Here is a 13,062-nt window from a genome sequence, read left to right on the forward strand (position 1 = left end):
ACGCCGGCGGGGCAAGTCACGAAAGGCTGGTCATGATCGCGAGACTGATCCTGCAGACATTCGTGTGGTTCGGCGTCATGGGCGCCGTGCTGTTCCTCTCGGCCGGCACGCTGAACTGGCCGGGAGCCTGGGTGTATCTGGTGGTGATGATCGGGCTCAGCCTGACGCTCGGCATGTCGCTGGCCCGTCGCGATCCCGGCCTGATGAACGAGCGGCTCAGCCCTCCCATCCAGAAGAACCAGCCCCTGGTCGACAAGGTGCTGCTTTCGACACTGCTCGTCGCCATTTTCGCGTGGCTGGCTCTGATTGGGCTCGACCTCCGTTTCGGCTGGTCGGCGGTTCCGTTGTGGGTATTGGTGATCGGCGGGGTGATCCTGCTGGTTGGACTCTGGATCTGCTACCTGACGATGCTGGAGAACAGCTTCGCGGCGCCCGTCGTGAAGATCCAGGACGAGCGCGGACAGCATGTGATCACCACAGGTCCCTACAGCTATGTCCGCCATCCGATGTACGCCGGCGCCATCCTCTATTTTGCCGGCACGGCGCTTCTGCTTGGTTCCTGGTGGGGGCTGGCATCGGTGCTCTTCTTCGTCGGGCTGTTGGCGATCCGCACCTTCATCGAGGAGCAGGCGCTGCGGACCGGCCTGCGGGGCTATGACGACTACGCGGCCAATGTCCGCTACCGCCTGATTCCGCTGGTCTGGTAACGGTCAGGCGGAAATCCCCGCGGCGCGGGCGCGCGCCAGGAGACGCTCGGCCAGGCGCAGGTGTGGCCGGTCGTACATCTTGCCGTCGATGCCGACCACGCCCGGATTTCCGGCCGCCGCGAAGGCATCGACGATTGCCTGTGAGTGTTTTACGGCTTCTGCCGACGGCGTGAAGGCGGCGTTGATGACCGGCACCTGGGCCGGATGGATCGCCATCTTGCCGGTGAAGCCGTCGCGCTCGGCCTCGAGGCATTCGGCTTCGAAGGCGGCCATGTCGCGGAAATCCGGAAAGACGGTGTCGATCGCCGCGACTTCGGCCGCACCGGCCGCAAGGATGGTCATGGCGCGGGCGAGACGGAAGACATCGGTGTAACGGCCGTTCTCGCCGCGCGCGGCGCGGGCGCCGATCGCGGCCGACAGGTCCTCGGCGCCCCAGGTGAGGCCGGCGAGCCGCGCGCTGGTTCCGGCGTAACTCCCCGCCGCCAGTACGCCCACCGGCGTCTCGGTGATGATCGGCAGGATCCTGATCGCGCCGTCGGGCAGGCCGTTCTCGGCCTCGTGCATCCTAAGCTTGGCCGAGAGCTGCTGGACATCCTGGCCGCTGTTCGACTTCGGCAGCATGATGCCGTCGGGTCGAACGGGAACAAGGGCTGCGAGATCGTCGTCGGTGAGGCCGGTCGACAGATCGTTGACACGTACATAGATCGCGGAGGCCGTCTGGTGCCTGTGCCCGGCGATGAAACGCGCCGCGATGTCGCGCGCGGCGGGCTTGTTGCCGGCTGCGACGGAATCCTCGAGGTCGACGATGACGACGTCGGCGCCTGCGCCGAAACCCTTTTCGAGCTTCTTTTCGGAGTCGCCGGGAACGAACAGCAGCGAGCGCATCAGGCCGCCTTCTTCATCATCATCGCCTGCCTGGTGCATTTGGCGACGAGAACGTCATCCTGGTTGTAGGCGCGATGCTCGAACTCGACGATGCCGCGATCGGGTTTTGAGCGGGACTCGCGCACCGAGATCACCGTGGTTTCGACACGGATGGTGTCGCCATGGAAGACCGGATGCGGAAACACGGTTTCCTTCATGCCGAGATTGGCGACGGTGGTGCCGACGGTGATGTCGTTGACCGAAATGCCGATCATCAACCCCAGCGTGAACAGCGAGTTGACCAGCGGCTTGCCCCATTCGCTCTTGGCGGCGAAGTCGAAATCGATGTGCAGCGGCTGCGGGTTCAGCGTCATCACCGAAAACAGCATGTTGTCGCTCTCGGTGACGGTCTTGCGCAGCGTGTGGCGGAAGACGTGGCCGACGACGAACTCTTCGAGATAAAGCCCGGCCATGCACGATCTCCTCAACGGCTCATGGGTTGATAGGCGCTGCCTGCGGTGCCCGCAAGCCAGTTAATAAACATGGTGAACCGTTCGTAAACCATTTCAGGCCTACGGTTTCCAACGGGGCCGGGACGTTCCGGCAAGGGCGCAAGCTGGTCGGCATGATTGTTTCGCATTTTCTAAAATGGATCGATACGGCAAGGGTTGCCGAACGCGCCGCCGCGGCCAGCGCGCTGGCTCGCGCCTATATCAAGTCCGACCTGCCTTTCGAGGACCGCTGCGCCGCGGAAGCGGCGTTGACGCTGCTGCTCGACGACGCCTCGTCGAAAGTGCGGCTCGCGCTCGCCGAGGCGCTGTCGATGAGCCATCACGCGCCGATCCAGATCATCAGCGCGCTGGCCTCCGACCAGCCGGAAGTGGCCGCCATGGTGCTGGCGCGTTCGCCACTGCTTACCGATGCCGATTTGATCGACCGGGTCGCCGGCGGCCAGAAGGCGACGCAGAAACTGATTGCCGACCGGCCGGTCGTCTCGATGGCGCTGGCGGCGGCGATCGCCGAAATCGGCGAGCCGGAGGCCTGCGCCGTGCTGCTCGCCAACAGCGGCGCCGATATCGCATCGCTGAGCTTCCGCCGCATGGCTGAGCGCCACGGCCATCTGCCGCTGGTGCGCGAGGCGCTGATCGCCGACGAGCGCTTGCCCGCCGATTGCCGGCACATGTTGCTGGTCAAGCTCGGCGAGACGCTGAAAGGCTCGCCGCTGGTGCTGGCGCTGATGGGCGCGGCAAGAGCCGATCGCGTCATGCGCGATGCCTGCGTGAAGGCCTCGGTGACACTGATCGAAGGCACGCGGGCGGAGGAACACGCCGCGCTGATCGAACATCTGCGCCTGCGCGGCGACCTCACAGCGAGTTTCATCATCCGCACCATCGCGCATGGCAAGGTCGACTTCTTCGGTTCTGCGCTGGTGGCGCTTGCCCAGCAGTCCGAGCAACGGGTGAGGGCGCTGCTCGCCGGTGGGCACGACGTAGCGCTGCAGGCGCTGTTCCGCAGCGCCGGCCTTGCCGCGGCCACCCACGGCATCATCCTGCGCGCGCTCAAAGTGTGGCGCGAGGTGGCCAATGGCAAACGCGTCGCCGGCGTGCAGGAAGTGAGCTGGCTGATGCTGAAGGAGCTCGGCGGGCAATCGGCCGAGGGCGACCTTGCCGGGCTGGTGAAGTCGATCCATCTCGACGCGCTGCGCGAAAACGCGCGAGGGCATGCGCTGGCGATCGCAGCGGCCTAGCCGGCGTCAGCCCGGCCCTTCGCGAAGAAATCCGGATAGTCCTCCATCGCGGCGGCGATGATGCGCAGCGAGGCGGCGACCTGCAGCATTTCGGCCTTGTCGCTGCGCTCGGCGATGCTCGCCGCATATTGCCTGGCGACGGCGATGGTCGTCGTCTGCGGTTCGCCAGGCCTGCGAAACAGCAGCTCGCGCGCTAGCCCGCGCAGGAAATTGGTGATCGAGAGAACCGTTTCCGGCGGGATCTCCGCATCCTGCTGGGCGCTGCGCAGCCGCAGGATCTCGAGCCCGACGGTCACCGCCGCGATGCTACCGCCGAGCACGGCGTCGCCCTTCCTGCCGACGCGCTGCAACAGCGGCATCAACTGGTTGACCCGGTCATAGGCCAGACTCTCGAAGGCCGACCTTCGGGGCACGCGTTCATGCAGGCAAAGCCGGGCCAGGTCTTCGCGCATGGCCTGGAGGATGCGGTTGACGGTGACCCATGGATCGGCGGGCAGCACGACGATGAAGACGCCGATGGCGATGAGAATGCCGACCAGGATCGACGCCGACCCGGCGAGGAACGGGCCAGGATCGTAGGTCATGGCCTGATGCGGACTGAGGAAGGCGAGGAAATTGATGGCGAAGGCGGTGGCGACGCCGACATGGCGCGGATTGGCCATGCCGAGAGCCGCCGGCACCATGATCGGCACGACGAAGAGCGTGAACCAGCCGAAGCCGGGGAGCGCCGGCAGTGCGACCTGGCCGACGAGGAACGCAAAGGGCAGCGCAAGCAAGGTCCCCTTGAAGAAACCCCACGCCGAGTCGACAGGGTCGGGGCGGGCGGCGAACAGGCTGGAGACGACGGCGACGAGGATGACCGTGCCGGCGGCTTCCGACCATTTCGTCGTCAGCCAGAACGCCGTGACCAACAGCGTCGCAAGGCCCGCCCGAACGGCGTTGCGCCAGGCGGCATGATAGTCGCGATGGACGACGAGCGCCGGCTGGCGGCGGTCGCGCGAGGGCCGCGAAGCCGGCGAACGGAGCGCGTCCAGCCCGCGCAGCACCTGCTTCAGCGCTTCGGCAAAATCGGCGGCGATGGTGAGGCGGGTGATGGCGCCGAGGCGGTCGCTTTCGGGATCCGGTGACGCCTCGGGCGTCTGCCGCGCCTCATGGGCGATCGCGTCGAGCCGCGCCACCCACGGGCCGGTGTCATCCAGCGCGCCCGGGCTGGTCGCCATTTCGCCGACCAGGGCCTGCAATTCGCTGCGGACCGGGATAAGGGCGGCATTCTTCGGCGCGGCATGCGAATGCAATGCGCGTGCCGCCGAGAGCGCCCACAGGAGCTGGCCGATCGTGCGCCGGACCGGATGGGCGCGGGGAGCAAAGCTCGGCGCTTCGAGCCTTGCGTAGGTGCGCATCTCGGCCAGCGTCTGGGCGTCGGCGATCAGCTTCCTCTGCAGACCGGCCAGGGTGGCGGCGTCACCGCCCGAAAAGGCGCCGCCGGCATAGGTGGCAAGGTCGAGGATGCTGCGCTTCAGCCTGGAGATGATGGCGTCGGCGGCCAGCTTCGGCAGGATCAGCCGACTGGTGAGGCCGGCGCAGACGATGCCAAGCACGATCTCGGCGCAGCGCGCGACGGCAAGGTCAACGACGAGGTGCGGCTGGCCGAAGGCAGGCAGGCCGATGATCATCGCGGTGTAGCCGGCAAGCGCGGCGCCATAGGCTTCGGGGTTGCGCAGCAGCGACGAGACCAGCGTGCAGATCCCGATCCACATCGCGAGCACGACGACCAGCAGCCAGGGATTGGCGCCGAACAGGGAGGTGATGCCGATCGCCGCTAACCCGCCTGCCAGCGTGCCAAGCAGGCGGTAGAAACCCTTGGCCAGCACCATGCCGGCGACGGGCTGAGCAACGATGAACACCGTCATCATCGCCCATTGCGGGTGGTCGAGCTTGAGGGCGTAGGCGGCGAGCAGCGCGATCAGCCCGGCCGAAACGGTGCGCAGGGCGAAGATCCAGTCCGAACGCGTCGGCCGGGTCAGCCCACCGAACCTCGCCTCGATAAGACCCTTCAGCCGCGCCAAGGTCACATGCTCGTCTCCGCAACGGAGCCTTTATGGACCGGTCAGCACTCAGATATCCAGCACGTCCGCCTCGGCGAATTCGGCGCGTTCCTGGATGAAGCGGAAGCGGGCTTCCGGCTTGGTGCCCATCAGTTCGTCGACCCTGTCCTTGGTCGCCGCCGCGGCTTCGATCACGTCGACCCTGAGCAGCGTGCGCTTCCTCGGGTCCATGGTCGTCTCCTTGAGCTGCGAGGCCATCATCTCGCCCAGGCCCTTGAAGCGGCCGATCTCGACCTTGGCGCGGCCGGTGAATTCGGTGCGCAGCAGCTCGTCCTTGTGCGCGTCGTCGCGGGCATAGGCGACCTTGCCGCCCTGCCGGATCGAATAGAGCGGCGGCACCGCCAGATAGAGATGGCCGCCGTTCACCAGATTCGGCATTTCCTGGTAGAAGAAGGTGATCAGCAGCGACGCGATGTGGGCGCCGTCGACATCGGCGTCGGTCATGATGATGACGCGGTCGTAGCGCAAATCCTCGTCGCGGTATTTGGAGCGCGTGCCGCAGCCGAGCGCCTGAACCAGGTCCGAGATCTGCTGGTTGGCCGCCAGCTTGTCGCTGCCGGCGCTGGCGACGTTGAGGATCTTGCCGCGCAGCGGCAGCACCGCCTGGCTGGCGCGGTCGCGCGCCTGCTTGGCCGAACCGCCGGCGGAATCGCCTTCGACGATGAACAGCTCGGCGCCGGCCGCAGCGTTCTGCGTGCAGTCGGCGAGCTTGCCCGGCAGACGCAGCTTGCGCACCGCGCTCTTGCGCGACACTTCCTTCTCCTGGCGCCGCTTGACGCGCTCGTCGGCGCGCGCGATCACCCAGTCGAGAAGCTTGGAGCCTTCCTGCGGATTGTCGGCCAGCCAGTGGTCGAACGGATCGCGGAGCGCCGTCTCGACGATGCGCATGGCTTCGATCGTCGCCAGCCTGTCCTTGGTCTGGCCGACGAATTCCGGCTCGCGGATGAACACCGACAGCATGCCGGCGGCCGAGATCATGACGTCTTCCGAGGTGATGATCGAGGCGCGCTTGTTGCCGATCAGGTCGGCATAGGCGCGCAAGCCCCTGGTCAGCACGTTGCGGAAGCCGGCCTCGTGCGTGCCACCCTCGGCGGTCGGGATGGTGTTGCAGTAGGAGTTGAGGAAGCCGTCGCCGCCGAACCAGGTCACGGCCCATTCGAGCGAGCCGTGGCCGCCCTGCTTGTCGCTCTTGCCGGCAAAGACTTCGCGCGTGACCTGGAACTCGTCGCCGAGCGTAGCCTTCAGATAATCCTTGAGACCGCCCGGGAAATGGAACTCGGCCTTGGCTGGGGTGGTGTCCTTGCCCTTGATCAGCGAGGGATCGCAGGTCCAGCGGATCTCGACGCCGCCGAACAGATAGGCTTTCGAGCGCGTCATGCGGTAGAGCCGCGCCGGCTCGAAGGCGGCGCCCTTGCCGAAGATCTGCTCGTCGGGATGGAAGCGGGTCCTGGTGCCGCGGCGGTTGTGCACCTCGCCGAGGTGCTCCAGACCGCTCACCGGAATGCCGCGCGAGAAGCGCTGGCGATAGAGCTGGCGCCCGCGCGCGACCTCGACCTCGAGGTGGTCGGACAGCGCGTTGACCACGGAGACGCCGACGCCGTGCAGGCCGCCCGAGGTCTCGTATACCTTGCTGTCGAACTTGCCGCCGGAATGCAGCGTCGTCATGATGACTTCGAGCGCCGGCTTCTTGAATTTGGGGTGCGGATCGACCGGAATGCCGCGTCCGTTGTCGGTGACGGTCAGATAGCCGTCGGCCGAAAGCTCGACATCGATGAAGGTGGCGTGGCCGGCGACCGCCTCGTCCATCGAATTGTCGATGACCTCGGCGAACAGGTGGTGCATCGCCTTGTCGTCGGTGCCGCCAATATACATGCCGGGCCGCCGGCGCACCGGTTCCAGACCCTCCAGCACTTCGATGTCGGCGGCGCTGTAGCCCTCGCTGCCGTCGCGCGAGGCGGCCGGGCGCCTGGCCGCCGCCTGCACCAGGGGGTCTGCAGGGCGCGTGCTGGCGCGAACCGGCTGCGGTTGCTTTTCCAGGTTGCCGAAAAGGTCGTTGTTGTCGTCCATGCTCGCCTAGAGTCCGGTACTGCGAATCACTCCTCGATACTGCCACGCTTTTGACGGGCGAACGAGGTTCCTGTTCCGTTCGGGGTTTGGAGCCCTCTTATCCTAAAACCTTTCGATAACCAAGCCGGCTGAAATAGGTCGAATCCAACGGGTTCGGATACGTGTTTCTTTAACAATAACCCCTAGCGTAAGCCCTAACGAACAAAAGACCACGGGCGTCAGGGGTTTCGCGTGAGGGGCAAGGCCATAACCATGATCGGCATCGCCGCCGTTTTCGGCGCGATCTCGATCTTTGCCGCCGATTTCTGGGTCAAGAGCCAGGCGAGAGCCGATTCCGAAGAGAAAACGGCCTCGATCGTGGTGCCCCAGGCGCCCAAGGTCGAGTTCAAGACCATCGTGGTGGCGAACGCGCCGCTGCGCTACGGCATGCAGCTCGACAAGGCTCAGCTCAACGAAATCCCGTGGCCGCAGGATTCCCTGCCGCAAGGCGCGTTCACCTCCGTCGACGAGTTGCTCAAGGAAGGCAGCCGCGTGGTGCTGTCGCCGATCGAGGTCAACGAGCCGGTGCTGCTCACCAAACTGTCGGGGCCGAACGGCCGCGCGACGCTCTCCAACATGCTGTCGCCGGGGATGCGGGCGGTGACCATCCGCACCGATGAGATCGCCGGCGTCGGCGGCTTCGTGACGCCGGGCGACCGCGTCGATGTCGTGCTGACCCGCGACGCCGGCGATATCCAGGAAGTGGCCAAGAACGCGCAGGGCGCATCCGGCTCGACGATCACGTCCGAGATCGTGGTCGCCGATGCCAAGGTTCTGTCGGTCGGCCAGGGCGCTGACGAACGCCAGACCGAGCCGCAGGTTGCCAATTCCGTGACCCTCGAGGTGACGACCGACGGCGCGAAGCAGGTGGCGCTGGCCCGCACCGTCGGCACGCTGTCGCTGTCGCTCCGCTCGGCCAGCGACAGCAGCGCCGGCACGGACGGTCTCACCACGATCTCGTCCTTCGGCGGTTCGGTGGCGGCAACCGCGGGGGCGGCGGCCGGCTCGCTGTTCAACGCGGTGGCCACGGAGCCTGAGAAGCCGAAGTTCAAGACGATCATCGTGACGCGCGGCACGCAGGCGGAAGAGTACAAGGTGCCTTCGCCGGACCAGCAGCAGCAATAGCCGGTGGGGACCGGCGGGGACAGGGATAATGTTTGGGCTGAACACACATAGCTTGACGCAGGGGCTGCGCCTCGCAGGCGCGCTCGTCGTGGCGGTTGCGCTGGCCGGGGCTGGAGTGCTTGCGTTCGGCGGGCCGGCGCGAGCCGGCAATGACGTCGTCTATGTCTCGGCGACCAAGAACGCCTCGATCAAGGTTGCCAAGGGCAAGCCGCGGACGATCATGACGAGCGCGGCCTTCTACCAGATCGTCATCGGCGATCCGGAGATCGCCAACGTCAACCCGTTGACCGACAAGTCCTTCTATGTGCTCGGCAACAACCTCGGCACCACCGGCATCGCGCTGTTCAACGAGAGCAAGCAGCTGGTCGGCACGATCGACATCGAGGTGACGCTCGACACCGAGCAGCTGGCGAACACCATCCGCGCCAGCGTGCCGGACGCCAAGATCAACGTCGGCTCGGCCAACGGCCGCGTGGTGCTGTCGGGCGAGGCGGACGATGCGGTCGCCGCCGAGAAGGCGAACAAGATCGCCAGCCGTTTTTCCGGCAACGAGGAGGTGATCAACTCGGTCAACATCTCGTCCTCGCAGCAGGTCCAGCTCAACGTCCGCTTCGTCGAGATCAACCGCCAGGCCGGAATTGATCTCGGCGCCAAATACAGCGCCAATTTCGCGTACGGCCTCGGCGGCCGCGACGTGACGATCGATCCGGGAACGATCCCGGCGGCGGGAACCGGCGAGATCATCGGCCGGCTGCTATCCAACGGCGTCTCGATCGACATCGCCATCAAGGCGCTGGAGGAGCGCGGCCTCGCCCGGCGGCTGGCCGAGCCGAACCTGATCGCCCGCTCGGGCCAGACGGCAAGCTTCCTCGCCGGCGGCGAATTTCCGATCCCGGTCTCGGAAGAAAATGGCAAGATCAGCGTCAGCTACAAGAAATACGGCGTCAGCCTCGATTTCACCCCGACCGTGCTGAAGGACGGGCTGGTCAGCCTCGACATCGCGCCGGAAGTGTCGTCGATCGATGCGTCGGCCTCCTACAATATCGGCGAGATCTCGGTGCCGGGCTTCATCGTGCGCCGGGCCAAGACCTCGATCGACCTGAAGAACGGCCAGAGCTTCATGATCGCCGGCCTGCTGCAGTCGCAGAACGACATCACCACGTCGCGCCTTCCAGGTCTCGGCAAGCTGCCGGTGCTGGGTTCGCTGTTCTCGTCCAAGGCCTATCAGCGGCGCGAGACCGATCTGGTGATCATCGTCACGCCCTATCTGGTCAAGCCGGTCGATCCGTCGAAGAAGATGGTCGAGCCGACCGACGGCACGCAGCCGGCCAGCAATTCGGATTATTTCCTCAACAACACCGAGGAAGTGAAGGTTTCCGATTCAAACCGCGCCGTGGCGATGGCCGATGGCCGCGTCACCCAGCCTGCCGCGCCGACGGCCGGGCATTTCCTCGATCTGCCGAAGGATTGAAGCCATGCGTCCGGTTCCGCGACTGATGCTAGCCCTGTTGCTCGCCGGCCTCTGCGGCTGCACCAGCGACGACTATGTGCGCACCGAGGGCGTGTCGCCCGCCGCCGGCAACGCGCAGGCGGCCAATACGGTCATGCAGATGGTCGATCCATGGAAATACGGCGTCCAGAACACCAGGCTGCTGGTGCCGGCGCAGCGCAGCAGCGCGACCGCCAGCGGCGGCGCCGACCAGGCGGCAGGCGAGAAGACGGCGCAGACGAGCACGACAACCAACTGATTTCTTTGACCTGACGGGTTGACGACATGGCAAGCGGCATCAAGAGCAAGAAGATCCTGCTCGTATCCACCGACAGGACGTTCCTGCAGGACACCCGCACGGCGTTCGCCGCCTCGGACGTCATCGAGCTTCTGACGGTCGAGAAGAACGTCACCGAGCTGCGCGGCGAGGTCCAGGAGGCGGATTTCGGCGCGCTGATCGTGGACATGGACGCGGCCAAGCTGGAGGAGATCGAGTCGCTGCAGCGCGTCATGCGCCGGCTGGAGGGCCGCGTGCCGGTCGTCGTGGTCACGCAGGAATTCAACGCCGCGGCGGTGCGCATCCTGGTCCAGCTCCAGGTCGCCGACTTCCTGGTCAAGCCGATCACCACCGCCGACCTGGTGCGTTCCGTGGTGCGGGCGCTGCAAGGGCCGGGGCGCGAGGAAAACACCGAGTCGCAGATCTACACCTTCATGCCCGCCGCCGGCGGCGTCGGCACCACGACGCTGGCGCTGCAGACCGCCTTCCAGCTGCATCATTCGGTGACGCGCGGCGCCTCGACCTGCGTCGTCGACCTCAATTTCCAGCAGGGCGCCTGCGCCGAATATCTCGACCTCGAGCCGCGCTTCGACATCACCGAAATCGAGAACCAGCCTGAGCGGCTCGACCGGCAGCTGCTGGATGTGATGCTGTCCAAGCATGCGAGCGGGCTGTGCGTACTGGCCGCACCGACGCGCCCATCGGAAATGCGCTCCTTCAAGACCGACGTCGTGGTGCGCATGCTCGATCTCGTCTCGGCCTATTTCGACAATGTCGTCATCGACATGCCGCGCACCTGGTTCCCGTGGACCGAGACGGTGCTGCTCGGTTCCAACAAGCTCTACATCGTGGCCGAGATGACGGTGCCGTGCCTGCGCCACACGCAGCGCCTGATCCAGGCGATCTACGAGACCGCCGGCAGGGAAGTGAAGCCGAACGTCATCGTCAACCGCTTCGAGCAGAAGATGTTCGACAACGGCATCAAGCAGGCCGACGTCCAGGACATCCTCGGCGAGCATTTCGTCGGCGGCATCGCGAACAACTACCGGCTGGTGCGCGAAGCCGTGGACCGTGGCGTGCCGCTGCACGACATCGATCCGAACGCCAATGTCGTCAACGATCTCAAGAAGATCATCTTGCCCGAGGAAGCGGTGACGACGACGGTCAAGTCGAAGTCGCTGTTCGGCATCGGCAAGGGTCTCTTGAAGAGGAAGGCCGGATGACCAGCCGCTTTTCAACCCTGCAGAACCGCGACCTGCGTCCCCAGCGCCCGGCCGAGGCCGCTCCGGTCGCGCACCATGCCGTCGTCATCCCGACGACCCGCAAGCCCGTGGCGCCCAAGGCCGAAGCAGCGCCCGGCAAGAACACCAACAAGGTGCTCGACGCGCGTGTGCGCATCCACCGCATGCTGCTGGAGGAGATCAACCTCGTCGCGCTGGAGCGCCTGCCGAAGGACGAGATGCGCCGGCAGGTGCATGAATTCGTCTCGGAAAAGACCCGCCAGGAGCGGATGGCGATCAACACCGCCGAACTCGACGCGCTGGTCGACGACATCGTCGACGAGATGGTCGGCCTCGGCCCGCTGGAGCCGCTGCTCAAGGACCCGGAGATCAACGACATCCTGATCAACGGCCACCAGAACTGCTTCGTCGAAAGGCGCGGCAAGCTGCAGCAGGTGCACATCCCGTTCAAGGATGAGGCGCATCTGCTTCGAATCATAAACAAAATCGTCGCCGCTGTCGGCCGCCGCGTCGATGAATCGGCGCCGATGGTGGACGCGCGCATGCTCGACGGCTCGCGCTTCAACGCAGCCATCCGGCCGGTCGGCGTCGACGGGCCGCTGGTGTCGATCCGGAAATTCTCCAAGAACAAGCTCGGCCTGCACAAGCTGGTCGAGTTCGGCGCCATCACCCAGAACATGGCCGAGGTGCTGGCGGCGGCCGTGCACGCGCGCAAGACCACGATCATCTCGGGCGGCACAGGCACCGGCAAGACGACGATGCTGAACGCGCTGTCGGCCTTCATCCCCGAGGACGAGCGGCTGATCACCATCGAGGACGCGGCCGAACTGCAGCTGCAGCAGCCGCATGTCGCGCGCATGGAGACGCGCCCGGCCAATATCGAAGGCCACGGTGAATTGAAACAGCGCGACCTGGTCAAGAACGCGCTGCGCATGCGTCCCGACCGTGTCATCCTCGGCGAGTGCCGCGGCGAGGAAGCCTTCGACATGCTGCAAGCGATGAACACCGGCCATGAAGGCTCAATGGCGACCATCCACGCCAACACGCCGCGCGACGCCATTTCGCGCCTTGAGCAGATGCTCGGCATGACCGGCATGCCGATGACCGTGCAGTCGATCCGCAGCCAGATCGCCAGCGCCATCGACATCATCGTGCAGTTGACCCGCCTGTCGGACGGCAAGCGCAAGGTGACCAGCGTCGCCGAGGTGACCGGAATGGAAGGCGACGTCATCCAGATGCAGGAGATCTTCCGCTTCGTGCGCACCGGCATGGAGGCCGACGGCAAGATCCTCGGCCATTACGAGGCGACCGGCATCCGCCCGCGTTTCCTCGAGGACCTGCGCGCCATGGGCATCGAATTCCCGGGCAAGTATTTCGAACCCGGCCGTCCGCAGGAGTGAA

General features: G+C 65.8%; 11 protein-coding genes. 7 read left to right on the top strand and 4 right to left on the bottom strand.

The genetic code is table 11. The annotated features are described in order from the left end of the window. The first annotated feature begins 32 nt into the window (after positions 1 to 32). Positions 33 to 707, top strand: coding sequence for an isoprenylcysteine carboxylmethyltransferase family protein (locus EN857_RS22100; protein WP_127393969.1), 675 nt, complete (start codon positions 33 to 35; stop codon positions 705 to 707). 3 nt (positions 708 to 710) lie between these two features. Here EN857_RS22100 and EN857_RS22105 read toward each other — a convergent pair whose 3' ends face one another. Continuing rightward, positions 711 to 1,592 (bottom strand): CoA ester lyase, encoded by an 882-nt coding sequence (locus EN857_RS22105; protein WP_128346530.1) that lies wholly within the window; start codon positions 1,590 to 1,592, stop codon positions 711 to 713. Beyond that, positions 1,592 to 2,044 carry a MaoC family dehydratase gene (locus EN857_RS22110; RefSeq protein WP_127283329.1) on the bottom strand — a complete coding sequence of 151 codons (453 nt, stop codon included), beginning with the start codon at positions 2,042 to 2,044 and terminating at the stop codon, positions 1,592 to 1,594. Before EN857_RS22110 ends, EN857_RS22105 begins: the two co-directional genes overlap by 1 nt. A gap of 152 nt (positions 2,045 to 2,196) precedes the next feature. Between EN857_RS22110 and EN857_RS22115 the strand changes: the two genes are divergently transcribed. Continuing rightward, positions 2,197 to 3,318 carry a DUF2336 domain-containing protein gene (locus EN857_RS22115; protein ID WP_127394196.1) on the top strand — a complete coding sequence of 374 codons (1,122 nt, stop codon included), beginning with the start codon at positions 2,197 to 2,199 and terminating at the stop codon, positions 3,316 to 3,318. Here EN857_RS22115 and EN857_RS22120 read toward each other — a convergent pair. Then, positions 3,315 to 5,390, bottom strand: coding sequence for an FUSC family protein (locus tag EN857_RS22120; protein WP_135858387.1), 2,076 nt, complete (start codon positions 5,388 to 5,390; stop codon positions 3,315 to 3,317). The two genes, EN857_RS22115 and EN857_RS22120, sit on opposite strands and share 4 nt — an antisense overlap. 42 nt (positions 5,391 to 5,432) lie before the next feature. Then, a complete protein-coding gene (gene parE, locus EN857_RS22125) occupies positions 5,433 to 7,490 on the bottom strand; it encodes a DNA topoisomerase IV subunit B (protein ID WP_127391511.1) in 2,058 nt (685 codons plus the stop codon). Positions 7,491 to 7,721: 231 nt separating this feature from the next. Between parE and cpaB the strand changes: the two genes are divergently transcribed. The 5 genes from cpaB to EN857_RS22150 are packed head-to-tail and all read left to right on the top strand — an operon-like array spanning position 7,722 to position 13,061. After that, complete coding sequence (gene cpaB / locus EN857_RS22130; RefSeq protein ID WP_245493463.1) at positions 7,722 to 8,654, top strand: Flp pilus assembly protein CpaB; 933 nt, start codon at positions 7,722 to 7,724, stop codon at positions 8,652 to 8,654. Positions 8,655 to 8,682: 28 nt separating this feature from the next. Next, a complete protein-coding gene (locus EN857_RS22135) occupies positions 8,683 to 10,125 on the top strand; it encodes a type II and III secretion system protein family protein (RefSeq protein ID WP_127391510.1) in 1,443 nt (480 codons plus the stop codon). A 4-nt stretch (positions 10,126 to 10,129) separates the two neighbouring features. Next, the gene (locus EN857_RS22140) at positions 10,130 to 10,402 is read left to right on the top strand and encodes a hypothetical protein (RefSeq protein ID WP_127391509.1); all 273 of its coding nucleotides are present in this window, start codon (positions 10,130 to 10,132) and stop codon (positions 10,400 to 10,402) included. Between the two features lie 26 nt (positions 10,403 to 10,428). After that, positions 10,429 to 11,643 (top strand): response regulator, encoded by a 1,215-nt coding sequence (locus EN857_RS22145; protein ID WP_127310889.1) that lies wholly within the window; start codon positions 10,429 to 10,431, stop codon positions 11,641 to 11,643. Then, complete coding sequence (locus tag EN857_RS22150) at positions 11,640 to 13,061, top strand: CpaF family protein (protein ID WP_127285763.1); 1,422 nt, start codon at positions 11,640 to 11,642, stop codon at positions 13,059 to 13,061. Before EN857_RS22145 ends, EN857_RS22150 begins: the two co-directional genes overlap by 4 nt. The last annotated feature ends 1 nt before the right edge of the window (position 13,062 follow it).

The sequence above is a fragment of the Mesorhizobium sp. M4B.F.Ca.ET.214.01.1.1 genome (genome assembly GCF_004791545.1).
In the GTDB taxonomy this organism is placed as follows: domain Bacteria; phylum Pseudomonadota; class Alphaproteobacteria; order Rhizobiales; family Rhizobiaceae; genus Mesorhizobium; species Mesorhizobium abyssinicae.